24 protein-coding genes and 1 pseudogene are annotated in these 26,262 nt (G+C 58.5%); 14 read left to right on the forward strand and 11 right to left on the reverse strand.

Going from position 1 to position 26,262, the window contains the following annotated elements; translation table 11 throughout:
• Nucleotides 1-656 precede the first annotated feature (656 nt).
• The 4 genes and pseudogenes from YH62_RS30185 to YH62_RS17705 form a co-directional block, all read left to right on the forward strand.
• Nucleotides 657-848: pseudogene (locus tag YH62_RS30185) on the forward strand (winged helix-turn-helix domain-containing protein); the annotation flags it as partial.
• Nucleotides 835-2,196, forward strand: coding sequence for a HAMP domain-containing sensor histidine kinase (locus YH62_RS17695; protein WP_046795603.1), 1,362 nt, complete (start codon nt 835-837; stop codon nt 2,194-2,196). The pseudogene YH62_RS30185 and the gene YH62_RS17695, both read left to right, overlap by 14 nt.
• Before the next feature lie 219 nt (nt 2,197-2,415).
• Nucleotides 2,416-3,609 carry an efflux RND transporter periplasmic adaptor subunit gene (locus YH62_RS17700; protein ID WP_046795604.1) on the forward strand — a complete coding sequence of 398 codons (1,194 nt, stop codon included), beginning with the start codon at nt 2,416-2,418 and terminating at the stop codon, nt 3,607-3,609.
• Between the two features lie 8 nt (nt 3,610-3,617).
• Nucleotides 3,618-5,567: a MacB family efflux pump subunit gene (locus tag YH62_RS17705; protein ID WP_046795605.1), complete on the forward strand. Its 1,950-nt coding sequence runs from the start codon at nt 3,618-3,620 to the stop codon at nt 5,565-5,567.
• A gap of 217 nt (nt 5,568-5,784) precedes the next feature.
• Here YH62_RS17705 and YH62_RS17710 read toward each other — a convergent pair whose 3' ends face one another.
• Nucleotides 5,785-6,009, reverse strand: a complete 225-nt coding sequence (locus tag YH62_RS17710) for a hypothetical protein (RefSeq protein ID WP_046795606.1) — start codon at nt 6,007-6,009, stop codon at nt 5,785-5,787.
• 43 nt (nt 6,010-6,052) lie between these two features.
• Between YH62_RS17710 and YH62_RS17715 the strand changes: the two genes are divergently transcribed.
• Nucleotides 6,053-6,286, forward strand: coding sequence for a helix-turn-helix domain-containing protein (locus YH62_RS17715; protein WP_137326847.1), 234 nt, complete (start codon nt 6,053-6,055; stop codon nt 6,284-6,286).
• A 244-nt stretch (nt 6,287-6,530) separates the two neighbouring features.
• Here YH62_RS17715 and YH62_RS17720 read toward each other — a convergent pair whose 3' ends face one another.
• From YH62_RS17720 to YH62_RS17740, 5 genes are all read right to left on the reverse strand, one after another.
• On the reverse strand, nt 6,531-7,649 hold the full coding sequence (locus YH62_RS17720; protein ID WP_046795608.1) for a Gfo/Idh/MocA family oxidoreductase: 1,119 nt from the start codon (nt 7,647-7,649) through the stop codon (nt 6,531-6,533).
• Between the two features lie 161 nt (nt 7,650-7,810).
• Nucleotides 7,811-8,533 (reverse strand): alpha/beta hydrolase, encoded by a 723-nt coding sequence (locus YH62_RS17725; RefSeq protein ID WP_046795609.1) that lies wholly within the window; start codon nt 8,531-8,533, stop codon nt 7,811-7,813.
• Nucleotides 8,534-9,033: 500 nt separating this feature from the next.
• Complete coding sequence (locus YH62_RS17730) at nt 9,034-9,771, reverse strand: glucose 1-dehydrogenase (protein WP_046795610.1); 738 nt, start codon at nt 9,769-9,771, stop codon at nt 9,034-9,036.
• A gap of 97 nt (nt 9,772-9,868) precedes the next feature.
• Nucleotides 9,869-10,822, reverse strand: coding sequence for a zinc-binding dehydrogenase (locus YH62_RS17735; protein WP_245282125.1), 954 nt, complete (start codon nt 10,820-10,822; stop codon nt 9,869-9,871).
• 65 nt (nt 10,823-10,887) lie between these two features.
• Nucleotides 10,888-11,484: an NADPH-dependent F420 reductase gene (locus YH62_RS17740; RefSeq protein WP_046795611.1), complete on the reverse strand. Its 597-nt coding sequence runs from the start codon at nt 11,482-11,484 to the stop codon at nt 10,888-10,890.
• A gap of 191 nt (nt 11,485-11,675) precedes the next feature.
• Here YH62_RS17740 and YH62_RS17745 point away from each other — a divergent pair, with 191 nt between their 5' ends.
• From YH62_RS17745 to YH62_RS17755, 3 genes are all read left to right on the forward strand, one after another.
• On the forward strand, nt 11,676-12,605 hold the full coding sequence (locus YH62_RS17745) for a LysR family transcriptional regulator (RefSeq protein WP_046795612.1): 930 nt from the start codon (nt 11,676-11,678) through the stop codon (nt 12,603-12,605).
• A gap of 168 nt (nt 12,606-12,773) precedes the next feature.
• The gene (locus YH62_RS17750) at nt 12,774-13,538 is read left to right on the forward strand and encodes a 3-oxoacyl-ACP reductase family protein (protein ID WP_046795613.1); all 765 of its coding nucleotides are present in this window, start codon (nt 12,774-12,776) and stop codon (nt 13,536-13,538) included.
• A 347-nt stretch (nt 13,539-13,885) separates the two neighbouring features.
• On the forward strand, nt 13,886-14,950 hold the full coding sequence (locus YH62_RS17755) for an MFS transporter (RefSeq protein WP_197082532.1): 1,065 nt from the start codon (nt 13,886-13,888) through the stop codon (nt 14,948-14,950).
• A 257-nt stretch (nt 14,951-15,207) separates the two neighbouring features.
• Here the strand turns inward: YH62_RS17755 and YH62_RS17760 are convergent, their stop codons facing one another.
• On the reverse strand, nt 15,208-16,140 hold the full coding sequence (locus YH62_RS17760) for a LysR family transcriptional regulator (RefSeq protein ID WP_046795614.1): 933 nt from the start codon (nt 16,138-16,140) through the stop codon (nt 15,208-15,210).
• 152 nt (nt 16,141-16,292) lie between these two features.
• Between YH62_RS17760 and YH62_RS17765 the strand changes: the two genes are divergently transcribed.
• Both YH62_RS17765 and YH62_RS17770 read left to right on the forward strand, forming a co-directional pair.
• Nucleotides 16,293-17,279 carry a zinc-dependent alcohol dehydrogenase family protein gene (locus YH62_RS17765; RefSeq protein WP_046795647.1) on the forward strand — a complete coding sequence of 329 codons (987 nt, stop codon included), beginning with the start codon at nt 16,293-16,295 and terminating at the stop codon, nt 17,277-17,279.
• Nucleotides 17,276-17,605: an antibiotic biosynthesis monooxygenase gene (locus YH62_RS17770; RefSeq protein WP_046795615.1), complete on the forward strand. Its 330-nt coding sequence runs from the start codon at nt 17,276-17,278 to the stop codon at nt 17,603-17,605. Before YH62_RS17765 ends, YH62_RS17770 begins: the two co-directional genes overlap by 4 nt.
• 141 nt (nt 17,606-17,746) lie before the next feature.
• Here the strand turns inward: YH62_RS17770 and YH62_RS29140 are convergent, their stop codons facing one another.
• Genes YH62_RS29140 through YH62_RS17780 form a run of 3 tightly spaced genes read right to left on the reverse strand, consistent with a single transcriptional unit; the run spans nt 17,747 to nt 19,330 of the window.
• Entirely contained in the window at nt 17,747-18,004 is a 258-nt protein-coding gene (locus YH62_RS29140; RefSeq protein WP_052760451.1) for a hypothetical protein, read from the reverse strand.
• Nucleotides 18,005-18,033: 29 nt separating this feature from the next.
• Nucleotides 18,034-18,669, reverse strand: coding sequence for a hypothetical protein (locus tag YH62_RS17775; protein ID WP_052760452.1), 636 nt, complete (start codon nt 18,667-18,669; stop codon nt 18,034-18,036).
• Nucleotides 18,656-19,330, reverse strand: a complete 675-nt coding sequence (locus tag YH62_RS17780) for a response regulator transcription factor (protein ID WP_046795616.1) — start codon at nt 19,328-19,330, stop codon at nt 18,656-18,658. The genes YH62_RS17775 and YH62_RS17780 overlap by 14 nt, the downstream gene beginning before the upstream one ends.
• Nucleotides 19,331-20,631: 1,301 nt before the next feature.
• Here YH62_RS17780 and YH62_RS17790 point away from each other — a divergent pair.
• The 4 genes from YH62_RS17790 to YH62_RS17805 all read left to right on the forward strand — a co-directional run bounded on the left by YH62_RS17790 (nt 20,632) and on the right by YH62_RS17805 (nt 25,213).
• Nucleotides 20,632-22,536: a S9 family peptidase gene (locus YH62_RS17790; RefSeq protein ID WP_046795618.1), complete on the forward strand. Its 1,905-nt coding sequence runs from the start codon at nt 20,632-20,634 to the stop codon at nt 22,534-22,536.
• A gap of 9 nt (nt 22,537-22,545) precedes the next feature.
• Nucleotides 22,546-23,295, forward strand: coding sequence for a MerR family transcriptional regulator (locus tag YH62_RS17795; protein ID WP_046795619.1), 750 nt, complete (start codon nt 22,546-22,548; stop codon nt 23,293-23,295).
• Between the two features lie 153 nt (nt 23,296-23,448).
• Nucleotides 23,449-24,366 carry a LysR family transcriptional regulator gene (locus tag YH62_RS17800; RefSeq protein WP_046795620.1) on the forward strand — a complete coding sequence of 306 codons (918 nt, stop codon included), beginning with the start codon at nt 23,449-23,451 and terminating at the stop codon, nt 24,364-24,366.
• Between the two features lie 127 nt (nt 24,367-24,493).
• Nucleotides 24,494-25,213: a L,D-transpeptidase gene (locus tag YH62_RS17805; RefSeq protein ID WP_046795621.1), complete on the forward strand. Its 720-nt coding sequence runs from the start codon at nt 24,494-24,496 to the stop codon at nt 25,211-25,213.
• Between the two features lie 54 nt (nt 25,214-25,267).
• Here YH62_RS17805 and YH62_RS17810 read toward each other — a convergent pair whose 3' ends face one another.
• On the reverse strand, nt 25,268-26,245 hold the full coding sequence (locus tag YH62_RS17810; protein ID WP_082118405.1) for a LysR family transcriptional regulator: 978 nt from the start codon (nt 26,243-26,245) through the stop codon (nt 25,268-25,270).
• Between the last annotated feature and the right edge of the window lie 17 nt (nt 26,246-26,262).

Below are 26,262 nucleotides of genomic sequence, written 5' to 3' on the forward strand. Positions count from 1 at the left end.
GCAATCGCCACTCGCGACACAAGCCCGTTCGAGGCTGCTGGGTTGAAGGTGATCAATCCCTGGTCCCGATAACGACAATGTGGATCCAGGTGTCGTAGGTTCGCATCCGTTCAAGAGCTGCGGGCTCGTCTAGCGGCACCGCCACCACGATGAGGGGACGTCCCATGACCTTATTGAGGGAGGCAGGTCCCGCACGGGCACAAGGACGTGTCCGGTTTCCACGGCCCGCCGCGCTCTTGCACGCAGTGACGCGGTCGAGCGGCAACTGTTGGCTCAGGGGTTGACGCAGGTCGAACCCGTCCACGCAAATGATGCTCGAGTGCCCCTGAGGGAACGCGTCCAGCCCCGGCATGGTGAATTTGTAGTAGCTGATGAACAAACCGCGCGACCAGGCCGGCCGGCTCGCCAGCTTCATGGGTCGGCGTCAGGGCCGACAATTCTGCGTAACTCTCACGTAATTTTCGGTGGCCATACGTTTCCCCGTTAGTGCTTTGCAACGATTGACAGACGGCCCTTATAGCTTTGGATCGGGAGGGCAGCCGGGCCATCCTTATTTCGGCGGGAAACGTCAGAAATGATCGCGTCTCATGCTCTATCCATGTCAATTTTGTTTGGCGTGCGCTCAACTATGGGGAGTTGCTCTTCATGGAAACTTTTTGCGAAACCGTGGTCGTACCGTGTTGCGCTCGTCCCTTGAGGGTCAGGTCTATTCCGTTGATGACGAGATCCAGTCGAACTCACTGGAACTCAATATGTCCCGCCTGCGCCGAAAGTTGGCGAAGCGGAGGCCGAGATTGTTATCAAAGACAATTCGTGGAATAGGCTACTATCATCATGAGCAGAAATAAGGCGGCCGGTTCATCCCTTCGCTGGCGATTCACATTTGGTTTTATTGTCCTGCAGCTCTGCGCGGTTATTACCTCGCTGGGCCTGGTTTTTTATCTCCTTTCCGGCCTCAAGCCCGATGTCGCTATCACATCCATCTGGCTGTCTCAGGAAATCGCAGACTCGGTCCGTCTTGAGCCGAATGGCCGGACCCATCTGGCGCCGACGGCCAAGCTTCAGGAGATTATGGAGGACGCTCCTGACCTGTGGTTCGTAGCAGATCTGGGCAAAGATATTGTCCTTGCACACGGCGCGCCTCCCCGGAAAATTGCCGACAACATGCCATTCTTGCGGACGTTCAAAAGTCTCGAGCTCCATGGCGATCTGGATGATCCGTTGAGTGTCGCCCGCATGCAGCGCTTCGACACCCCTGCCGGGGAGGCAACAATTTTTGCTGGCGGCGTTTCGATGTCCCAATATGGTGTGACCGTGCTGTTGGGGAACCTTGCAGTCGGCGTGCCGGCACTGATCCTCGTCGCCATTTCCCTGATTGGCGTCCCGTTTGTCACACGCTGGGCTTTGCGGTCCTTCAGCGATCTGACGACGCGTCTTGACAGGATTGATCTCGACACACGTGGCGCCCTGGTGGAAGAGCGTGGCTTGCCCAATGAGGTGCTTCGCCTGGTGCGCGACATTAACAGGGCGTTGCGCCGTCTTGATAGTGGCTTTGAGGCGACGGAGCGCTTCTTCGTCAACGCGGCGCATGAACTTCGAACGCCAATCGCTGTCCTGCAGGTGAGGATAGATACGCTTTCACCAAGTGCGGACAAGACGCACCTGCAGACGGCCATCAAGCGACTAACGGCCATCGCGAACCAGCTTCTGGACACCGAGAAATACCGGCAGAAGCCCCAGCAGAATACACCTGTCGATCTCAACAGCGTTGTGTCCAAGGTGGTTGCCGACCTTGCTCCCCTGGCGATCTCTGAAGGCTACGAGATTTCGTTCGACAGCGACGCGGAAGACGTGTTCGTCCCTGGTGATGCCGAATCTTTGGAGCGTGCATTCGTCAATCTGGTTCGAAACGCAGTCCAGTACGGTGGAAAGGGACAGATATCGGTCGGTATTGAGGCTGACGGCAGCGTGACCGTCGCCGATCAGGGTTGTGGAATCGCCAGCGACAAGCATTCGCGCATATTCGAGCCTTTCTACCGGGTCAACCCTCACGGCTCAGGTGCGGGACTGGGGCTCAGCATGGTCAACGAGATCGTGACCCGCCATGGCGGTTACGTCGAGCTTTCTTCCGCGCCAGGCAAGGGCAGCACCTTTACCATACGCTGGCGCGAGAGGCGCGTTCTTCAGCAGCGGTAGGGCCGTCTTCATCCGTCGATGTTAGCTGGCACGGTCGCGATTGCCGATGCCTGGCGGGCAAACACTGGCACGCCGTCCACATTGCAAGCACTCTTGTCGATCGGTTGATTTTCCAGCGCGTGCCTGACGGGCCAGGCACGACGACAGCTCCCCGTAATTTTGGGGTAACTCTCGTGACAGAGAAAGCCCGCAATTTTGAATAGCGTGGACCACGACTTGATGACACGACACATTACCCGCAAGCGTCTGATCCTGGCGGCAGTGACCCTTGTCGGTCTGCTGGTTGTCTGGAACCTGTTTCTGGGTCCGCCTGCAAAGCCTGAACTGGTGACCACGCGGGCGAGAACAGGTGACATTGAAGAGGTCGTGTTGGCGACAGGGGTTCTCGAACCGCTCGAGCTGGTGCGTGTCGGCGCCCAGGCGTCGGGTCGCGTTGAGCGTCTGGCGGTCGAGATCGGTGACGTCGTCGAGGCTGGCCAATTGGTGGCCGAGATCGATTCCCAGACCCGGCGCAACACCTTGCGGGACCGCGAGGCCGCCCTGGCCAACATCCGCGCCGTTCACGCCGCGCGTATGGCCGGTCTAGTGAAAGCCGAGAAGGATTTCGAGCGCGAGCGTGAGTTGCTGGCAGGTGGCTCGACGCCGCGCGCCCAGTACGACGCCGCGGTCGCCACGCTAGACAATGCGCGGGCGGAGGTCCAGGCGCTGGAGGCTCAGATCACCCAGGCGCAGGTCGCGCTCGAGTCCGCGGGTGTAGAGCTGGGCTATACCCGTATCACTGCCCCGATCGCCGGCACCGTAGTGGCGATTGTCACCGACGAAGGTCAAACCGTGAATGCGCTGCAGACCGCGCCGACCATCGTCATGATCGCACGATTGGACACAATGACGGTGCGCGCAGATATCTCCGAGGCTGACGTCGTGCGTGTAAGCCGTGGCTTGCCGGTCTGGTTCAGCATTCTTGGCGATCCGAAGCGCCGCTTCGATGGAAAGTTGCGACAGGTGGAACCGGCCCCAGCCTCCATCGCTAACGAAAGCAACGCAGCCGCGAGCGGGATTGGCTCAACCAAAGGCGCTGTCTATTACACCGGACTGATCGACGTGGCGAACGCGGACGGGGTCCTGCGGCCCTCCATGACGGCGCAGGTGTCCATCGTTCTCAGCCGCGCCAGCGGCGCCGTGCTGGTTCCGCTCAGCGCAGTGGAGGGGGCGCCGCGAGCCGGCGATATGGCACGTGTCCGCATACTGGACGCGGTGGGCGAGGTCCAAATCCGGCAGGTCCAGGTCGGTATCGACAACGGCGCGGACATTCAGATCCTTGGCGGTCTTCAGGCAGGCGAGACCATCGTCCTGGGAGCATCCACGGACGAACGCGCGGATGGCCAGGCTCAACTGGCCGCGGCGAAGCGGTAGGGCGCGCCATGACGGAACCACTGATCCGTGTACGTGGGGTATCCCGTGCTTTCCCCGCAGGCGACGAGATGGTGAGGGTGCTGAGAGACGTCGATCTCGACATCGAGGCCGGCGAGATGATGGCTATCATAGGCGCCTCGGGCTCCGGCAAGTCGACGCTGATGAACATCCTTGGCTGCCTCGACCGTCCCACGGCCGGCAGCTACTGGATCGAAGGGCGCGAGACGTCGAAGATGTCCGTGGACGAACTGGCGGCGCTACGTCGTGAGCGCTTTGGTTTCATCTTCCAGCGCTATCATCTGCTTGGCGACCTCAGCGCGGCCAGTAACGTCGAGGTGCCAGCCATCTACGCCGGACGCAGCCGATCCGACCGGCACAATCGAGCGATCTCATTGTTGACCCGACTGGGCCTGGCCGAGCGCACGGGCAATATCCCGGGCAAGCTTTCGGGCGGCCAGCAGCAGCGGGTGTCGATCGCCCGCGCCCTGATGAATGGCGGCGAGATAATTCTGGCCGACGAACCGACCGGAGCGCTAGATACGCACAGTGGCGCCGAAGTCATGAAGATCCTGCGCGAGCTTCACGCCGAAGGACACACCATCATTCTCGTCACTCACGACAAGAAGATCGCCGAACACGCGGATCGGGTTGTAGAGATCAGCGACGGCCTTATCGTTTCAGACGAACGCAATACACCCAAGTCCGCCGCGACGGCTCGTCCCATCCGCGAACATGCGCCAGACGCTGGCTGGCGTGGCGCAATTGATCGGATGACCGAAGCCTTTCGTATGGCAGGCTCGGCAATCTGGGCGCACAAGATGCGCTCGCTCCTGACCATGCTCGGCATCATCATCGGTATCGCCTCGGTGGCGGCTATCTCGGCACTGGGGGCCGGCTCACAGCAACAAATCCTGAGCAGTATCGGTTCGCTCGGCACCAACACGATCGAGGTGCGTGCCGGCAAAGGCTTCGGTGACCTGGAAGCGGGCAAGATACGGACGCTGGTTCCCGCCGACGCCGAAGCGCTTATGAACCAGCCCTATGTCGACAGCGTGACGCCTACCGTCGCGACAAGCGTGACAGTTAAGCGTGCTGCCGTGGCTGTTAATGCGACAGTCACCGGAGTCGGCGCGGACTTCTTCCGCGTACGAGGCCTTGAGCTGGCGCATGGACAACTGTTCGACGCCCAGGATGTTACCACCTACAGTCAGAATGTGGTGATCGATGCAAACGCCGCGCGAGACCTGTTTCCCAACCGGGTAGAGCCGGTGGGACAGGTCATCCTTCTGGGCACAATGCCGGCGAGGGTCGTGGGGGTGACGAAACGGGAAAACTCCTTCGGCCCGGCGATTGATACATTGACGGTTTATGCGCCTTACACAACCGTCATGGGCCGCATGCTGGGTCGTCCGAACGTCGATGGCATAACCGTCCGTATCAGCGACGATGTCGATCCGGGCAACGTCGAGGCCGCGGTTTCGCGCCTTATCGAGCGTCGGCATGGCGCGAAAGACTTCTTCCTTACCAACTCGGCGACCATTCGGGAGACAATCGAGACCACCACGCAGACCTTGACGTTGCTGATTTCGTCCGTCGCCGTGATCTCGCTGATTGTCGGCGGTATCGGCGTAATGAATATCATGCTGGTGTCCGTGACAGAGCGCACCAGGGAGATCGGGGTTCGTGTGGCCGTTGGCGCTCGCCGCAGCGATATCCTCTCCCAGTTCCTGATCGAGGCCATTCTGGTCTGCCTTGTCGGCGGCTTTATGGGAGTGATGCTCGCCCTCGGGATCAGCGCTCTTTTCAATTTGCTGAGCCCCGACTTTAAAATGGTCTTCTCTTCTGGCTCCATCATTGTGGCCTTCGCCTGCTCCACCCTGATCGGAATCGTCTTCGGCTTCCTTCCCGCCCGCAACGCAGCGAAACTTGACCCGATTGAAGCCTTGGCGCGTGACTGATGACCCGCAAACGTCTGCTCATTAGGTATGCAATAATATCCGTGTCCAACGTAGATATGATCGCAAAGGGCAGACTGGACGGCAGATCAACTCTAAGCGTGGCAATCCGGCGTTGAGCGTTTCAGTAGCCGATACAGCAGCGCGAGGCTTTGATACCGATGGTGGTTCAAGAGCGACAGGCATTATGCTCGCCCTGTCAGTCTATGATGCCGCGGCCTTAGGGCGCTACTTTTAGCGCGAGCATGGCGACCGCCACCACGTAGTCCATTGCAATTGCGACGAGCGGCAGGACAGGTAATCCGAACTGTCCTTCTCGTCTGCCAGCCGCCGGCATCATCAGGTCCCGCGCGCTCCCGTATAGCTGCCGCAGCAGGATTAGGTTCGTCGGAGGAAACATCGGAAGGAGTAGCGCGATAACGGCAAGCCGCAGATTGCCGTCCATCGGGGCGCTTTCTGCATATGGCAGTAGGTCGCGACCGGAGACAATGATGGTCGCCGCCGAGGACGCAAAGAGAAGTGCGGCCGAATACCGGCCATGTATGTTGACCGACGCGATGGGTGCTAACACGATCTCCGCTGTCGCCTATGACGTCGGCTACGAGAGCATCTCTCAATTCAATCGTGATTATCGTCGCTTGTTCAATCTGACGCCAAGCGACGATGCCGCAAACCTTAGAGCAACGCTAAAGCTCGAGGCACGCCGATCTACTCAGCAGTAGGAGTGTGGTGAAGTAGCTACGCTAGTCCCCGAAGTTCAGCCTCCGCGGGATGAAGGGTGGCTTGTTGTCAAAGGCAAACTTTAGAGGAGATTGGCCAATGCGCATGCGATCGAGAATCCGCTTCGGGCGGATTGGTTTTTTTCCTCTTCGTCTTAAGTATGGCCTCGATAGACGCCATGGTGCCTCTGCTGGCGGTTGAGGGCCATGGTCGGGCCCCTCCAGAGTTTTCAGAGATTGATGTTGACTAGACGGGATAGGACAGACGCTGGCGATGACCCGTTTCAGCGGCCTGTGTGATCGCCTCGAGCACCCGATGACGATTGAGTGCGACTGCGAAGTCCGGCGCATCTGCGGTTCCGTCGCGGAGGTCGGCGGCGAGCTGGGCGTAGAGGCGGGCGACACCCGCCGCGGGCGCCTCAAGTTGCAGGTCGGGAGCCGCATATGCGGGCGGAACCTGTAGCTGCTGGACAGGCTCGCTACCGCGGCGCAACGTGATGGTCACGTCGCCGAAGTGGATGTAACCCGACGCCGTCTCCACGTGTAGACTGCCTTCCGTGCCCTGGATCTCCCACACCAAGCCGGCGGACTGCCCGGCACTGTAGTGCAGCGAAGTGACGATCCCGCCTTCGAGAACACCGGCGACGATGATCTCGTCCGGCGCGTCCTTCACGAGGGAAGTGCCATCCGAGAGGCGGATGCCGTCGCCGCGCTGATTGGCCACGACGGCGGACAGGCTCTCAAATGCGCCGAGTACGTGCGCGAGCGGTTGGAGCGCGTGGCCGAGCATGATGCTTTGAAGCGTGGCGCCATTTTCTGCGCGAGCCATGTATTCGAATGGCCGGTCATATCGGCCGACCCACATTTCGTCGTTCAGATGCGCCCGAACGCTCGTGCTGAGCGGCATGCCGATCACGCCTTGCCGGACGAGGTCGCGGAGATAGCGGATCGGCGGGTGGAGGCCGCCCTGCAACCCGATAACCGTGCGCAGCCGCCGTTCGCGGGCAACCCCCTCCAGCACTTCGGCTTCCGATAGGTTTCGCGCGAGCGGCCATTCGCAGTAGACCATCTTGCCCGCGGCGAGCGCGTCGGAAACGATCTGCTTGTGATCCGGCACCTTGACCGCAACCACCACCAAGTCGACCTCCGGCCGCAGGACCAGCGCCTGATGTGTGTCAAAGGCAAGATCGGCGCCCAGTCGGCTAGCGGTCGCGTTCGCACTCTCGATACGAGTTGTGCTGACAGCGCGGATCTGGAATGCATCGAGCGCCCGCAGCGCGGGGACGTGGGCAATTCCGCCCCAGCCTCGATCGGCACTGGCGCCGATGATGCCGACGCCAATCCGGGTGATTGCTGAGTTTGTCATGTACGCGTGCTCCTGTCTGGTGCAGCCTGGGCAATGCTCGCCGTGCTGCTTCACCATGGTTTCGTTTTTGGACAAATGCTCGGGTGCTTAGCGAGTGACCAAGCATTGCCGTTCGCGTTGCGGCTGCGTGGGGTTGAGCCGAAGTGATGCAGCGCAGAGAGTTAAACGTGGGTCCAATGGGTCTCGAGTTCGCGCGCAACATCGGCCGGGCGCTCTATCATTGGCCAATGCGAGGCGCGCAGCTTCACGACAGCGCGTGCGTGTGTGGCATTGCCGAGCTCGTCAGCGAAGCGGTGCGGCAGGAACGGATCGTCCAGGCCCCAGATCACCAACGCTGGCGCAGTTATGCTACTCAAACCCGGTTTCCACTCCGCCCCGACCTCGATTGCGGAACGGTAAAGTGCGAGAATGCTCGCCCGCATGGTGGCATCGAGATGCCGAACCGATTCATCCGCCGCATCTTTCGGCATCTGGGCCTCGACGAGTTTCGCCGCAAATTCCTCGAGGTCGAGCTCCTTCATCCATTGCTCGCCCTCACCTGGGGTCTGCCAGATCTTGGCGAGATAGTGCCAGGGATATTCCGGATCAATTGGCCCGCTGATGCCGGTCCAGGTCCGCACCAGATCCGGTCGGATCGACGTGAGACGGCCTGTCAGCAGGCAGCCCCAGTCATGACCGACCAGATCTACGGGTTCGCCGATCTCAGCGATCCGGTGGATAAGCCAGTCGAGATACTCTTCCTTTGTTGACTTGAAGTCTGGCGGCAACCGATTGCCAAAGCCGGGGAGATCGATCGTAACGATATCCTTGCGTTGAAGATAAGAGCGGACGGTGTCCCAGAGTCGGTGGGTATCAGGTACGCCGTGGACGAGTACTGCGGGCATGTCGGGATCTCCAAATTATCGATGTCAGGATGATATCGATACCCGGGTGTCGCAGAAGCCGCCATTTGAGGAACCCTACGTTGTTATCTCCGGAACCCACCCAACATGCGTGTCACTCCCCGTGCAAGTTCATGTTCCAACATGGCATATTGGCTCTGACCCATATGTGGAGCGGCCGGTTGGCAAGGGCTTCAGCGCAAATCGCTTTCAGAGGGTGTAGTCAAATGTCCGGCCTGTGAGTGCGGTCACAGACCGCTGGCCACGTTGAGAACTGCAATCGGAGTGTTTCACCGAACACGATTCCGAGGCGGGTGTACCCCAGCCGATGGCCAGTCCGTTCCTGAAAGACGCGCGACTTAGACGCGGTTCGATCACGCCATTCGATCCAATGCTCCAAAGCCACCTCGTGGAGTGAGAGTGGAAAGCTAGTAGTTGATGATATCGGCTAGCCCCCACTCTGAGACCTCCTACGTTACAAGCCATGGATCCGTCGGCATGTCTTAGGTTAGCGTGCCGCCATCAACTGTCAGGATGGTTCCGGTGATTTGCCGGGCCGCACCAGATGCGAGGAATGCCACTGCAGCCGCGACATCCTCCGGCTCGCCGTACCGGCCGAGCGGAATCAGAGCACGCTGGAAATCTCCGAACTCGCCCTCGGCCGGGTTCATTTCCGTGTTGGTTGATCCCGGCTGAATGAGGTTGACAGTAATGTCACGGGGGCCAAGTTCTCGCGCCAGACCGCGGGTAAATGATTGGAGTGCCGATTTAGTCATCGAATAAACCGTCGATGGTCCGACAATGCGTTCTGCGCCTGCGGAACCGATTGTGACGATCCGGCCGCCTTGGCCGAGATACGGCATCGCGGCCTGCGATGCCAGGACCGGGGAGCGAGCGTTTACGGCGAAGAGGGCGTCGATCTCGGCGACGGTGAAATCCGCCACATCCTTGTAGATCGCGATAGCCGCATTGTTCACCAAGATGTCGAGGCCGCCCAACGCCTGCGCCGCCTCATCAACCGACCGCTTGACCGCATTGGGGTCCATGCTGTCAGCCTGGATAGCCAACGCTTTGCGCCCTTTGCCTTCGATCGTTGCGACAACTTGCGCTGCCCGATCAGCGGCGCGTTCATACGTGATCGCTACGTCGGCGCCTTTTTCGGCCAGTGCGATTGCGATCGCGGCTCCGATGCCGCGGGACGCACCTGTCACAAGCGCACGTTTACCTGCTAATTCACTCATCGATCTTTTCCTTTCTTTATCGACAGGGGAAATGTTTCGCCGGGCCGCCTTGCGGCGGGCGTCCGTGCGGCCTGCCGCCGCCCGATTATTTTCGGGATTACGCGATCAGGACCGGCAGACCGCTCAAGTGGCGGTTGTCCATGTCGTCATGCGCGCGGGCTATCTCGTCGAACGGATAGCGGACGGTTTCGAGATCACTGAAGATGCCTGAGCGCAGCGCATCCCATAGCTGAGAGGTTGCGATCTCGACTGTCGGTCCCCGGACGTATTGCGGGGCACCGCCGCTGCGGACATCAACGCCTCGTCGCACAACATCAGAGGCCGGCGCTGGCTGACCCGACGCGGCTCCGATCGCGGCAATTACACCACCATCTCGGACGCTTGACACGCCCAACGAGAAGGTCGCCCGGCCGACGAAATCATAAACGACGTCGACACCGTCAGGTGCGATCGCACGGATCTTGGCGGCGATATCTGGTTCGCCAGCGTGGAAGGCATGAGTAGCACCGGCCGCGACCTTGTCGAGCTTATCCGGCGATCCGGCGACGCCAATCACTGTAGCACCCAGCGACTTCGCCCAGCGAGACAGGATAGCACCCACGCTTCCCGATGCCCCAAGTACCAGCACTGTGTCGGTGGATTTGAGATTGTGGAGACCACGCATCCCCATCCAAGCCGTCCCGCCCTTTGCCAGGTAGGTCGCCGCGATCTCGTTCGAGATATCGGCGGGCAGGCGGACGAGCGGCCCGGTCGGAATGATCCTCTCGGTGGCATACGCGCCTTCCGAAAAGAAGTAAGCGACTCGATCGCCGACCGACAGCCCCTCGACGCCGGATCCGACCTCGGTGATCGTCCCGGCCGCTTCAAAACCGGGGACCGCTGGCAACGCCATCGGATACTGACCTTTTCGTACCATCGTATCGACGAAGTTGAGGCCGATCGCATCTTGAATGAGCCTGACCTCGCCGGCACGGGGCGCGCGCAGGTCTTTCTCGATGACTTGCAAGACTGACGGTCCGCCGGCCGACTGCATTTGAACGATTCTTGTCATGATCTTGTCTCCGTATTCCAGATGGCGCGGCGTTCCGATTGCAGAAGGAAGGAGCGCAGCGATGTTCAATCGAACTTGACGAGGTTGAGAGCGGGCAGCGGGCCGCCGGGAAACTGAACCAGCTGGCTGCCGACCGCGAGCCCGCCGAGATCGATCCCGAAGAAGCCGAGGCGATCAATGATGGCGGCGACCTCAGCCTTCGCCCTCATATCGTTGCCCGAGTAAAACAGGACGCGCCTGCCTCCTTCAGAGCGGGGGTCGCCCGACAGTTGCTTTGGCGTCAGGTGGTTGAACGCTTTGACGACGCGCGCGCCTGGCACGAGGGCGGTGAAGATATCCGTAGAGGTGCGGCCGCCAAGGTCCGCCGGCCGGTAAAGCGGCGCTTCGATAGAGTTGTTGGCATCGATTACGATCTTGCCGTCGAAGTTCAAACCGGCGAGCGCACCAGGTATCTTTGACCACGGGACAGCCACGAGAACGATGTCTTGCGCCGCGGCCTCTTGCAGGCTTCCAGCCCGGATCGTGCTGCCTAGCTTCGAAACAAGCATCGTGAGGCTTTCCGGTCCTCGGCTGTTTGCGATCACGGCTTCGATTCCCGCCTTGCCGAGCGCAGTGGCAAATGCACCCCCTATATTGCCGGCTCCGATAATTCCTACGGTCATGACCCACTCCTTTACGGTTCGTGAGAATTTTGTCTGCGAGGGTCGGTTTTCCCGCTGCATCCTGGGCCTGATGCGGTTGGCGTTGCAGAAAACCGGTGCTGCTGTTGGCTGGAATATGGCTGGCAAATACACGCAGCATAAGTCATAAATGAATTGTTTTAGTTTCAATCAACGTTTGAAGGTTGCGTTTTATGGAGACACTGGCAAACCTCGAAGCTTTCGTTCGAAGCGCAGAAGCGAGCAGCTTTTCTGGGGCTGCACGGCGTCTCTCCATCACACCGGCCGCAGTCAGCCGGAATGTTGCAATGCTGGAACGGAACCTCGGTATACGGCTGTTTCACCGCTCAACGCGGAAGCTGACCCTGACCGAGGCGGGGGAGTCGTTTCTGGCAAGCATCGGCGACAGCCTGAACCACCTTCAAAGGGCAATCGACGGCGCATCACAAACGAAGGGCGAGCCCGTCGGCGTTTTGAAGCTCAGCATGAGTTTGTCGTTCGCGATGGGATACGTTCTCCCCGCACTGCCCGACTTTCTGGCCCGTTATCCGGGCGTCAGACCTGACTGGCATTTCGACAGCCGCAAGGTCGATCTTATCGCCGAGGGTTTCGACGCCGCGATCGGCGGTGGTTTCGAACTCAATCCTGGCATCGTTTCGACGACGCTCGCACCCATACACGTTATTGCGGTCGCATCGCCCAGCTATTTTGCTGCACGTCGCCGGCCGGCCAGCCCCGCCGATCTGGCCGATCATGCCGGAATCTTGATGCGGTCCTCGAATTCGGGCCGGATCAGGCAATGGTTGATGCGGGACGCTCAAGGACGCGAAGAGCGCGCGCTCCTCAACGAGACAATTGTAATGAGCGACGCCGCGCCCATGGTGCAGGCGGCAATCGCGGGGTTGGGCATTGCATTGTTGGCCGTACCCGATGTGCTGCCGCATATGGAAAGTGGCGCGCTCGAACGTATCCTTCCGAAGTGGTATGCCGATGCCGGATCTATCTCGCTCTACTACTCAGGCCGCGTGCTCCAACCGCTAAAAACACGCGCTTTCATCGACTTCTATACTGAATATTTCCGTCGCGAGCGCCTCAGTGCCCGGTTTGCAGGCAGTCTCGGCTAATGTCCACACGTCCTTGTTAGCTTCTTTGAAAAGCGTGGTAGTTGGACTGCATTGAATATCCCATATTCAACACATGCTTGAATATGATCCAACCGATATTACGCTAATAAACTAGGATAGGAATGGGCAAATATATCACTCCACAGACACGTAAAAGGAGTGAAAAAAATGACTGAATTAACCTCGTCTCGATATCTTCCACTGAGCGGCAAGATCGCACTTGTCACCGGTGGATCACGATCTATCGGCGCATCAATCGTCCAGCGTTTAGCAGCCGACGGCGCTCAGGTTGCCTTCACCTATCGCGGATCACCTGCGAAGGCTGAGGAAGTCTCCGTCGCCGTAGAGAAAGCGGGGGGTCGCGCCCTGGCTATTGCAGCTGATGCCGCTAATCCGGATGCGATACGAGCCGCCGTCGCCGAGACGGTCGATAGGTTCGGCGGCCTCGACATTCTTGTAAATAATGCAGGGATCGCCTTCGCCGGTCCGATCGACGAAATCGCGTTCGATGACTATCAGGCAATGCTCGCCGTCAACGTAACAGGCGTTTTCGTTGCTACGCAGGAAGCCGTACGTCATATGAAGGATGGCGGCCGGATCATACAGATCGGCAGTTCAATTACGAAATATGCCGGGGTTCCTGGGCTCTCAGCATACGGCCTCACCAAGGGGGCAGTCGCCGGCTTCAATAGAAGCCTGGCTCATGACCTCGGGCCACGCGGCATCACAGTCAACACAGTACATCCGGGCCCAACCGACACCGATATGAATCCTGCAGATGGCGAGTTTGCGGCTATGCAAATCTCGCGTATCGCGGCTGGCCGCTATGGAAAGCCTCGGGAAATTGCGAGCGTTGTCGCATTCCTTGCAAGTCCAGAGGCCTCCTTTGTAACGGGTGCCGACATCCGGGCTGATGGCGGTTTCACATCCTGAAAAATGTCGCAGCGAAGTGCAAAATTCGCTTCGACGACCCCATCGATATCGACGCCTCACCGACCAATCAACGGCTCAACGCAGGCTTTCACAGACACGGTTGCAAGACGCCGCTGGATGGTCGCCACTTGGTGGGACCGAAAACAACCACGCTGAGGAGGGTCCGGCATAATCCGAAGGAAATCCCTTGTCTGAGCTAGCGAATACAAAAGAGCGCGATGATCTGTTTGACGAGCCGCCCGCTGCGTGGCTAGCCGTATTATCGCTTGCATTCGGAGCATTTTGCCTGGTCACTGCGGAGTTCTTGCCGATCAGTTTGCTGACGCCGATAGCGAATAGCGAATGAATTGGGTGTTTCCAAGGGTGTGGTTGGCCAGGCTATTACGGCTACAGCCGCCATCGCTGCAATCGCCGGGCCATCTCTTATTTTAGTGTCAGGCAAGCTGGACCGACAGAAGATTGTTTTTGGCCTGACGGCGATGCTTATCATTTCCAACATCCTTTCGGCCTATGCACCCAGCATCACAATACTCTTGGCCGCTCGCGCGATTCTGGGCTTCGCTCTCGGTAGTTTCTGGGCCATGATGGCGGCGCTCGCTTTGCGTTTGGTCCCTGCCGACAAGGTGCCGCGGGCAATTTCGATCATCATCATGGGTATCTCCCTCGCGTTAGTTTTTGCTGCACCGCTGGGCACTTTTCTTGGAGGACTATGGGGCTGGCGCGCCACTTTTCTCGCTGCGTCCGGCATCGGTTTGGCTGCGCTGGCGATCCAGGTACTGGCCCTTCCCAAGCTACCTGCTATGGCCGCGCCCGGTCTGAACTCCTTTAAAACGACGCTGTCGCGCCGTTCGGTGGCGATCGGTTTTGTAACGGCATTCCTCGTGATGTCAGGGCACTTCGCCGGCTTCACCTTCATTCGCCCCTTTTTGGAGGAGGTCCCGCGCCTCGACATCTCGACCGTCTCGCTCGCTCTCCTGGTCTTCGGCCTTGGGGGCTTCATGGGAAATTTCGTCGGCGGAGTCATCGCCGCGCGCAATCCCGCATGGGCCGTCGCCTTATTCTCACTCCTGATAGCCGGTGCTGCATTCGCGCTCAGCCTTTTCGGCACAATCGCAGGAGTTGCGTTCGTGGCGACTGCTCTTTGGGGCGTTGCCTTCGGCGGTTTCCCCGTGGCGATCTCGATCTGGAATGCGCGAGCAGCGCCCGATCACGCCGAAAGCGCTGGTGCGCTTCTGTCGTCGATTTTTCAGGTCGCGATAGCGACAGGCGCGGGCAATTGGCGGTCTCATCGTCGAGGGCTTCGGCTCGACTGGCGCAATCCTCTATGCGGCTTCGGCGACGCTTACTGGCGCGATGGTCATCCTCGGGTTCAAGAGGCAGTGAGTGAAGAGGGTCGATCTACGGGTCTATAATTGGTAGATAAATATTATACGGCTCTTCAAACGCGAGAGCGCAAAATGAAGCCGGTTTCCTTCAGCCACCTGCAGCACTTCGTTTCGATCTTCTAACGGCTCCGAACTCAGTCCGCCCCTTGCGTTTGATCGAACTGTTTACGTCCCAAGGTCTTTTCTGCCTCGTCAATCCATCAGATCGTGACATCATGTCGTTCAAGCGCAAATGCTGCCGATTCGGTATGAACTCGTGTTCACGCGCGCATCGGAACCGCACATCAGGTATATCGACCGTGATCGAGGATGTTTTCTAGCCCTTTATCCCAGTAGGGTTGATTGCCGAACCGATTGACAAGCCAGTCGATGAACACTCTCACTTTCGGCGCCAGTTCGCGAGAGCTGGGATACAACGCCCAAAGTGTCTGTGTTGAGATTAGTGGATATTCTGGAACGACTGGAACGAGGGCGCCAGATAGCAACTCGTTCGATGCGCACCACGTGGCCATAAGAGCGATGCCAAGTCCGGCAGAAGCCGCGTCGCGCACTGCAGTGCCGTCATTGATGCGAAGGCTCGGCGTGACACGCCGCTCGATCACCTCCTCACCTTCCCCTCGAAACGTCCAGAGATCCAAAGTGCCGACGACGAGACAAGAATGTTCCGCCAGCTCGTCGGGCGTCGTCGGCCGCCCGCGCTGCTCGAGATAGTCGGGTGACGCGACCAGCACCCGATTGTCCGGAGCAAGTCGTCGCGCGATAAAGGATGAGTCGCTGAGCTCGGTATAACGAACTGCCACATCGAAGGCACCCTCGACCAGATCAACGATGCTGTCTGAAATGCGCAAATCAAGTGCCAAGTCGGGATATTGCCTGCAGAAGTCGGGCAGACCCGGCACAATATGCATTCGCGCGAACGAGGCGGGGGCGGCTACTCGCAAGGTGCCGCGAGGCGCAGCTTGCTCTCGACCAAGCGCCGCTCGGGCAGCCTCCGCTGCGAGCACAATATGTTCCGCATGTGGCAGGAAGGCGAGGCCGTCCTCGGTCAATGACGCTTGCCGCGTGGTGCGATGGAGAAGCCTGGCGCTGAGTTTCCGCTCAAGAGCGGCCAGTTTGGCGCTAGCGCCAGCGGGCGTCAAACCCAAATCGCGGGCTGCGGCACTGATGCTGTGCAGTTGGGCGATACGCACGAAGAGACTCAAATCGTCCACGTCCATGAGATGACTTCCAAATTTTTGTTGAAGCTGATCCTAAAACGGAGGTGCTACCGAAGACAATCGTGAGAGATCAAATAGAGCCAACCAGACGGCGCCATAATGGGTGGGCCCGTCAAGGCTACTATTAAAGGGATATCACCATGACCAAGTCCATGAAAGCAGCCGTCCTCACTCGCTTCGGTGGCCCGGAATCGTTCGACCTTTCCGACGTGCCGAAGCCAGTTCCCCAAGCGGGACAAGTCCTGGTTCGCGTCCATGCCACGTCCGTTAATCCCTTGGATTATCAGGTTCGGCGCGGCGACTATTGTGACTATGTGCCATTGCCGGCCATTACGGGGCATGACGTGTCCGGCGTTATCGAAGCGGTGGGAACGGGCGTGACGATGTTCTCGGTTGGAGACGAAGTTTGGTATACGCCGCAAATATTCGATGGTCCGGGAAGTTACGCCGAGTACCACGTTGCAAACGAGAATATCATTGGAAGGAAGCCCGGTGCGCTCAGCCATCTGGAAGCCGCCAGCCTCAGCTTGGTCGGCGGAACAGCCTGGGAAGCCCTTGTCTCGCGTGCCTCCCTCAGGGTGGGAGAAAGCATCCTGATCCATGGTGGCGCGGGAGGGGTAGGGCATGTGGCTATCCAGGTCGCTAAAGCCATCGGCGCGAAGGTCTTCACGACCGTGCGCGAAGAAAACTTCGAGTTTGCGCGAAGTGTCGGGGCAGATGTCGTCATTGACTACAGGAAAGAAGATTATGTCGACGTCATCATGCGGGAAACCGAAGGCTTCGGGGTAGACGTCGTGTTCGACACCCTCGGCGGCGACACATTGTCCCGCAGCCCGAAGGTGCTCGCGCACCTTGGTCGCGTTGTCTCGATCGTGGACATTGCACAGCCGCAGAACCTCATTGAGGCATGGGGTAAGAACGCGAGCTACCACTTCGTCTTCACGAGGCAGAACCAGGGCAAGCTTGACGAGCTGAGCACACTGGTGGAACGCGGTCAGCTGCGGCCGCACGTAGGCGCCGTCTATTCACTCGCCGACCTTCCGCTTGCCCATGCGCTGCTCGAGAAACCCAATAACGGTTTGCGGGGTAAGATCGCGATCGCCATTGGCCCGTCGGCCGACACAAAGGTGCAACCATGATTTATGAGATCGCCGTGCTGCCCGTCTATGAGGACAAGATCAGAGAGTTCAGGCAGGCATTCGAGAGCGTTGTTCCTCTGCTCACACGTGCGCAGGGGTACCGCGGTCACGTTCTGGCTCAGGGGATCGAAACGCCGAAGGTCTTCAACCTAATCGTGCGATGGCGCTCGCTTGAGGATCACACTCCAGGTTTCGAAGCGAGCGAAGACCATGAGGAGTTCATGAGAGGCATACAGGCATATTTCTCGGAGGAACCGTCGGTCTATCATCTCGAGGGCGGCGCCCTAGCCGCAAACGAGCACGACAAAGGCGAGGTCGCTGTCTAACACGAGCGACCTCTGCCATGTGAAACAACAGAGCGTGTGCCACAGAAGCGCAGGGGAGGCCTCCAGTTACATTCGGTACCCGATCCACCCGTCAGAAGTATAGGAGGTGACTTCGTGGAGCTCTCCTGCGGCAGCATTATCTTACTTTGGAAGATCATGCTCAGAAGCGACATAGGACGTTTGGGTTCCGTTTCTTTCCGCAGTCAGTCCGGTCAGCCGTTTGATGCTCTTTTGAATGTGAAGCTTCTCCTCGCTTTGCGGCAAGGTGTCTGCACGGACCTGAACTATGGCGAGGGGCGTGCGTAGTTCGTGAGCTGCGTTAATGAAAAAGCGCTCTGTCTTCTCGAATCCGGCGTCGAGCTGATTGAGGGCGCGATTGATCTCCCTGACGACCCGCAACAGCTCTCTGGGCAGTCCGGTTTCGTTTACTACACCGCCCCGGCTTCAAAATCGACTTTGTTCAATCGGTCGGTGAGCTTCCCGAGGGAGCGAAGCGACCATTTTGTCACCCAAGGGACATCGACGAGGGTGACAAAAAGAAGTATGAGGGCGGGCACGCCGATCGTTATCTGACCTACGACAAAAACGAGCTGGTAAAGGGACATCGAAACGCCACCAGCCATAATCGTCGCTTCACCTGCTGCGGTCTGAATTTTATCAATCGTGGCCTGTCGATCGGGGGCATCGACGTAGCCGCGCAGTTCGACGCTGCGAAAATTGTCAAGAAAAGCAGCGTTCTCACCGATGTCCCTCGAGATCACCCCATGGGTGAGTGTTGTGCCATCCGCAAGACGAACCGCAAACCATGATGTAGGCCGCTTAGCCATCACAGTTCGGAGTGCCTGCGTAGGCCGGACCGCCACGACGCCATTTTGGTCAATTGTAACGGATTTCGCTATCTCCTGCGGGTACCACGTGGATGGGACCGCCCCACGGGGAGCACTCAACGCCGCGATGTATAGAACGACCCCGAACGAGGCGACAATGGTGAGGAGCTGAAGTGTGATGAAGCCGAGAGTGAAGCGCCAGCGGAGCGAATGGTGAGACTTGCTATTTCTGCTCATGGAGGAAATATCCGACGCCGCGAATGTTACGGATGACGATATCCGCACCAGCATCCGCCAGTTTGCGCCGCAGGCGCGACATGTTGGCTTCCAGCGAATTTGACTGGATCTCGTCGTCGAACGAGTAAACGCTTTCCTCCAATGAAGACCGCAGCACCGTTCGTCCGAGATTCTTGAGAAGCGACTCGATGATCAAAAGCTCTCGTCGAGCGAGTTCCTGCCGGATGCCATTGACGTACAGGTCTCGTGTCACCCGATCATACCGGATATTGCCGGTCGTGATGATGTCTGCCTTGGCTTCAGGCGTTCGGCGGGCCACTGCGTTAAGGCGGGCGACCAGTTCATCGACCTCGAACGGCTTGGGCAGATAGTCGTCGGCCCCGCCGTTAAGCCCGGCAATCCTGTCTTTCGTGGATCCCATGGCAGAGATGATTATCGAGCGCGGTGGATTGCTTGTTTGCCGGATCTCGGCGAGCAAACTACTCCCGTCGCCGTCTGGAAGCTGCCGGTCGATGAGAACAACATCGTATCCTTCGACGGCGATCGCTTCTCGCGCCATGGCGAGATCCGCCACCGCCGCAAGTACGAAGTCATGCCTCGAAAGCGCTGTTCGAAGCGCTTCGGCCATTTCGGGATCGTCTTCGACCAACAAGATTTTCATGTTGCTAAATGAAGTACCTCACGAGATTGATGATTTCAAAGGCTTCGTAGACCGCGCCCAAGAAAAGGAGCGGGGACGATAAGCGCGTGAAGCGTTAGGACGTGAGTGGCTGCAGCCCCGTATCTTTTGCCGCCCGCCCGCTTTCCTCCCGCCACAGAAGGAAGATGGTGCGACCGGTTAAATGGGCGCCGAAGGCCGCTACGATATAGGCCTGGAACTCAATCAGGACCGTGATGGAGTGAGGGATCATCGCAGCCGCATAAGGACCAATCGGAGCAGCGTGACACCATAACCGCCGCAAAAATCATCGCGAACACGACGCCGAAAGAGGCACAAGAAACGATGGGATCGCAATGAGCATTACTTCGATTCCGAGGTTGACCGCGACGGTTGCTGATGCTGCATTGAGGACGTTTCCGCTGAGATAGACCTGCACGGCAAGGTCTGTGCGCACTATCCCCGATATCGCATCCAAAACGGCTGGCTGGATTCCGCGATTCAGCAGCGTCACCGCATCGTCGTTACAAACAGGCAAAAAAAGCTGCATTCACAACAATAAACTGCGTTCTGTGGCGTTGGATAAGGCGTACGCAAGGGCGTTAACATGAGCAGTTGGTTTCCGATCTTTGGGGTTCGATTGGATGCGGATTCCGTAGAGGGGGCGCATCAGTGGTGAGAGGCTTGAGGGCAAACGTCTCGAGACTGGCCTTCATCAGCCGGCGGCCGCTTCAGTAGATCGGTATTGATCGGTTCAGCCTCCCACCGAACTCGAAACTAGTCCCGCCGTCTCTCTCTTTTCATGCGCTCATGCTGCCGGCGCGCATCTTCTGCCATGATCTGGCTTAGCCTAGCTGCCTCGAGGGTCCGCAATTGCGCGTCGTCACGACGCTGCTGCTGCTGTAACATGCATCCGGTATGAGATGATGATCCGTATCGCGCGCCCATTCCAGAGCAGGTGTCGAGATCGGCGTAGCGTTCCTGTTCTGGTGTCTGGCAGCCGGTCAGGATAAGGAGGCCTGCGAACACCGTTCCGACAGATAAGCGTCGCATGAAAACGTGATCCGGGGAGTCTTTGCTCATTTGATGTACCTTCTTCTCGATAAGTTCATTGGATTGCGAGAGCGAAGCGCGTTCCCGCCGGACGCTTATGGGTTTTCACAGTTACGCAGAAATTACCTGATTGCCGGACCAAGCTAGCTTTCACGGTTGACCCCGACGCGACGTCATAGTTCAGGCAGTGTGTCGATATTGTTTGAGTGTGGGCGGCCCGCGAAGGGTCCGTCGACGATGCGAGGTTCGACATGACTGCACCTGATCTCATCCCGATTGAAACGCTGTTCGGAACGCCAGAATTTTCGCGGGCGCAGATTTCACCCGATGGCCGGCTGGTGGCCTATCTTGCGCCCTGGCGTGGCCGGTTGAACATCTGGGTGCGGCCTGTCGGACAAGGCGCGGCGCGGCGACTGACGGGCGATGACACGCGCAATATCGACGGCTTTAGTTGGACGCCTGATGCTCGCTACATTCTCTTCGTGCAGGACAGCCGGGGCGACGAGAACTGGCACCTTCAACGCGTGGAGGTGGACGGGGCAGAGACGGTTTGCGGAAAGGCGACAACTGTCGACTTGACGCCCTTTGCCGGCGTGCGGGTGATGGGACTGGACTTTTCCGCCGCGCTTCCGGGCAAGGCTTTCGTGCAGATGAACCTCAGAAGTCCGGGCCTGATCGACCTATACGAGGTCGATATCGAAAATGGTGAAACCAAGATCGCTGCAGAAAGTCCTGATCGCTTCGTACGCTGGATCGTTACACCGAACAGTCCGATGCACGCCTTTATCATCGACGACGCCGGTGACCACGAACTGGCTCGCTACGAGAACGGGGTTTTCATCACGTTGGCCAGACTTAAGGGGCGTGACCAGCCAATCGGGCCGATGCCGCTGATGGTTGCGGCGGATGGAAAGAGCATCTTCGTCGGCTGCAATACGGGGAGCGACCACACCTATCTTGCCGCCATCGACCTTGCGACGGGCAGACAAAGGGTAATCGACAGCCAACCCGATTGCAGCCTCGATACGCCGCGACCTGAGGCCGATCCGCGCTTTCCGTCCAGCCTGATCACCAATCTTGTGACAGGCGAGCTGCTGGGACTACGGTACCTTGGCAAAAGACAGCAGATACGGCCGCTGAACCCGCATTTTGCCGCCGTGCTAGATAGCTTACAGCGGCTGTCAACCGGGGAAATAGGGCACATTTCCTGCGATGCCGGTGGGGGAAAATGGGTGATCGAATTTTGGGATGACCGACATCCCGGCACGACATGGTTTTACGAACATGAGAGCGGCGAAGCGTATGTGCTTGGCGAGCGATTTTCAGAGCTCTCAGCCGAGCGGCTGGCGAGCGTACGACCCATCGATGTGACGTCGCGCGACGGATTGACGTTGCCGTGCCATGTCACGCTGCCCGTCGGGTTCGACGCCAAGGATCAGCCGTGTGCGCTGCCGACCGTGCTTCTGGTACATGGTGGGCCGTGGTATCGCGATGCCTGCATTTATGATCCGGAAGTGCAGTTCCTCGCCAACCGCGGCTATGCCGTGCTGCAGGTGAATTTTCGCGGCTCGACCGGCTACGGCAAAGCGTTCATGCAAGCCGCGATCGGGGAGTTCTCCGGGCGAATGCATGACGACCTGATCGACGGGCTCGACTGGCTAATCGGGCAGGGTATCGCTGACCCGGCGCGGGTGGCGATCTACGGTTGTTCCTATGGCGGTTATGCCGCGCTGGTGGGCGCCAGCTTTACGCCCGAGCGCTTCGCTGCCGCTATCGACTATTCCGGCATGTCCGATCTCCGCGTGCTTTTGGATGGGGCCGTCCCATTCGTGCAGCCTGCGCTGATCAACACCTACCTTGCTTACATGGGCGATCCGGACATCGAGACGCAAAATCGGGACATGCTTGCGCGCTCGCCGGCAAGCCGGCTTGATTGCATCTCCAAACCGCTTTTGGTGGTCCACGGCGCCAACGACGTACGTGTCGCACAGGCACAGGCGGATCTGGTGGCGGAAACGGTACGCGCCAATGGTGTGGAGGTTGACTATCTTCTGAACGAGCGCGAAGGGCACTGGTTCATCAATGAGGATAGCAATATCGAACTTTATCAAAGGATCGAGCGCTTTCTGGCACGGCATTTGAGGGGCGAGCACTGAGGGGGGCTCATGCACAGCAAGGAGATAGCAGGACTGGCGGGCGTGAGTATCCGCACGCTGCGGCACTACCACCAGATCGGACTTTTGCCGGAGCCGCCAAGGACGGATAAAGGGTATCGCATTTACGGCCTGCCGCATCTGATCCGGCTGCTGCGTATCGTTCGATTGACCGCGCTCGGTATTTCGCTCTCGCAAATCCCAACGCTTCTCGACGATCATACCGGGATGAGCATAGGCAGTTTAGAGGCTCTTCATGACGGGCTGACGCGGCAGATCGAACTTCTCGATCATCAACGCCGAATTGTGGCAGCGCTGCGCGACGGCAAAGGACCGCCCGACATGGCACCGGAATTCGCCGCGTCGCTGATGGCGCTGGAGGCGGGACGAGAGCCTATAGCGGTCCGAGCCGGTCGAGAGCAATCTGTACTCCTGTCACACCTTTTGGATAAAGAGCAGCGCGCAGAACTGGCCCGGCTCTACGACCAACTGGCAGATATCGAACATGGTGCTACCGTAAGAGAGCTGGGGCATCGTTTCGATGCATTAGGGCCGGATAGCGACGACGGCGAGATTTCAGCGCTTGCCGACGATTACATCGCACATCTCGGGTCATGGATGAGAGACTTCGACAACGCTCTAAGCAGAAGTGGGAAACAGCAAGCAGCAGCGCTGCTCTGGCTTCATGCCCTCGATAATACGAACAATCAGCAGAAACGATTACTGACGGAAATCAGAAGCAGGCTGGCATCCAGCCGTTGATCGCCGTTTTGCGCTGGTCCACTCGCAAGATGATTGACCGATTGCGGTGGGCAGACACACTAAATTTTGGCGGTTTGCCGCTCCCAAACATCATCACGCCATATTCTAAGCTTTTGGTTATGGCCGGGGAAGATTATAACCAAGAGCAATATCATGGATATCAACGTTGCCTTGAAGGCCTTCATCCGCACCGTCGAGAAGGGTTCGATTACGGCTGCGGCACGGGACCTCGGGGTAACGCAGCCGGCGGTCACGAAGCATATTTCGAACCTCGAACGGCACGTTCAAGCCAGGCTTCTGGAGCGGTCGTCGAAAATCGTTCGCCCGACGGCGCATGGGCTCGAATTGTACGAGGCCAGCCGCGTTGCGATCGCGTCGATCGACGCGGCGCTGGAGGGCGTTCGCATCAACACAGGTGAGATTGAAGGCAATCTGAGAATTCACGCCCCATCTTGCATTGGTGTTGGCCATCTCGAACGGATAGTCGGGGAATTTCAGGATGAGCATTGCGGGATTTCAGTCGAACTGGCTCTCGACGAGCGCACAATCGACTTGGTCTATGATAACTTCGATTTGTCGCTTCACTACGGAAAAATCGAGGATCAGGAGGTCATCGCACGCCGCATCGGGTGGGTGGAGCGATTTCTCGTCGCGTCCCCTCGTTACCTGAAACAGGTGGGGGAGATCGAAGACACACAACGGCTTTCGGAGCTTGACGTCATCGGTACCCCGAAGATGCTCGCTCAGCGCAGCACCATTTCCCTGTTGGGACCAGGCGGGCGCGCTGAGGACGTTGTCGTCAGGCCGATACTCACAACGAACAATGCGCATGTGATGATCGCAGCACTTTTACGTGGTCGGGGCGTTGGACTGGTGCAGAAGAACCTCGTATCGGAGTTGCTGGCCAGCGGCGAACTTGTAAGGGTGCTTCCCGAATATTGGCTCCGATCTACCGAAGCTTTCCTTGCTTATCCGTCCACAAAGTTTATGCGACCGGTCGTTAGAGCATTTACGGACTTCGTCATGCCGCGACTCAGAACCATTGAAGGGATCTCAGCGGAGCAGCGGTAGCGGTCACGGCATAGCCGACGGTTATGAGGGCTATCACTCATGCAGATATGGAATGTTCGGTCGGAGGGGGGATACTGTGCGATTCAAGCAATGTATGCCAGGCCCAACCCGAAGGTCACTTTCCATAATGCAGAATCCAAACAGTTTCATATCTCGCCGTACGTTCGTACTCGGCTCTCTGGCGGCGCCGGCAATACTCGGCGGATGCACAACAGTGCAAGAAAGATCGGCGTCGAACTCGCCTCAGCGAATTACCGATCCAACGCCTTCACCGATCGACCCGGAACTCGCTTCCCGTTACGCCGCATTTGAAGACGGCGGACATTTCGTTCCCGCAGTTCCTTTTGAGCGAATGAACCCGGAATATCTCAGGCAGCGCGTCGCTGACCCGACCGGGGAGGCGCCAGGAACTGTTGTCGTCGATACGCCAAGGCGATTTCTCTATCTGGTGGAAAACGGCGGAAGCGCGTTACGATACGGCGTTGGCATCGGCCGCGACGGATTTTCGTGGGAAGGGAACGGATATATCCACTGGCGTCAGCATTGGCCAAGATGGAAGCCGCCAAGCGAGATGATTGCCCGGCAACCCGAACTGGAAAAATACTCTGTCGCAAACGGAGGGATGGATCCTGGTCTCCATAACCCCCTAGGCGCTCGGGCCCTTTATATTTTCCAAAATGGAGAAGATACGCTGTATCGTCTCCACGGCAATCCCGAATGGCAATCCATCGGCAAGGCTGTTTCATCCGGCTGCGTCCGCCTTATGAACCAGGACATCGTTGACCTTTACGACCGCGTTCCTTTCCATGCGCCAATCGTCGTGCATCAGACGCCGATGGCTGTGTGATGCCAATTGAGCGTTCCGCGTTCTGAGCTGCTTGGCGGCGATACGGATGGCCGCCTAATAGTACTGCTGGGCAAGATCGCTGCAGATATTTTCTGAAGCGAGCCACACGTGGGGAAACGCGGCGAGCAGACCGTTTCTCAGCCACTGCTGTGCCGGGTGCCCGTCATTGCGACGATGCCACGACAGCACGAATGGTATCGGGTTTAGGGGGAGCGGGAAATCGAAGACAGCGAGACGCTCTGCAAAGCCTGAATGAGCAACGACGCTTTCGATGACTGTCGCAACCATATCCGACGCTGCAACCAATGCCGGCGCGGCATGCATATGGGGAATGGTCACGGCCGCGCGCCTCCTGAAATTCTTCGAAGCCAATGCGGCATCGGCAACATCCAGGCCCTCATTGTCGGGGGCGACCAGGATATGTGTCAGAGACAGAAACGTCTGGGCATCGAAAGGGCGGCCGAGGATTGGATGATCCTTCCTCAGGATACAAACGAATCGCTCCTGGAAAAGACGGGCACTCAGGATCCGGCTCGTGGGCGCGGGAGGAATTCCGACCGTCAGATCGACGCCGCCGCTATCGAGCAGGGAAATCGCATCATCGCGGCTGCTATAATCCCTCACCTTGATATCAATGCCGGGGGCTTTTTCCTCAAGCAGTGACAGGAGGCGCGGCAATATGACTGAACCTGCATGTGCTGAAACGGCAATGGAAAAAGACATGGTCGATTTGCCGGGATCAAAACCCTGTGTGAATTGCAATGTCCGCTGAATTTCCCGCAAAGCAAGCGAGATAGGTTCGGCAAGTTCTACAGCGCGCGGTGTAGGTTGAAGACCGGTCGGCCCACGAACGAACAATTCGTCGCGCAGCAGAAACCGCAATCTCGATAAAGCCGCGCTCATGGCCGGCTGGGTGCGGCCGATACGGCTTCCGGCACGTGTCACATTGCGCTCGGAATTGAGAGCATCAAAGGCTACCAGAAGATTGAGATCGATACCATGTAAATTCATGGCATGGATCATTAAGCCCATCCTTCATCGATCTCAAG

It is taken from the genome of Rhizobium sp. LC145 (assembly GCF_001005825.1).
Lineage (GTDB): Bacteria > Pseudomonadota > Alphaproteobacteria > Rhizobiales > Rhizobiaceae > Neorhizobium.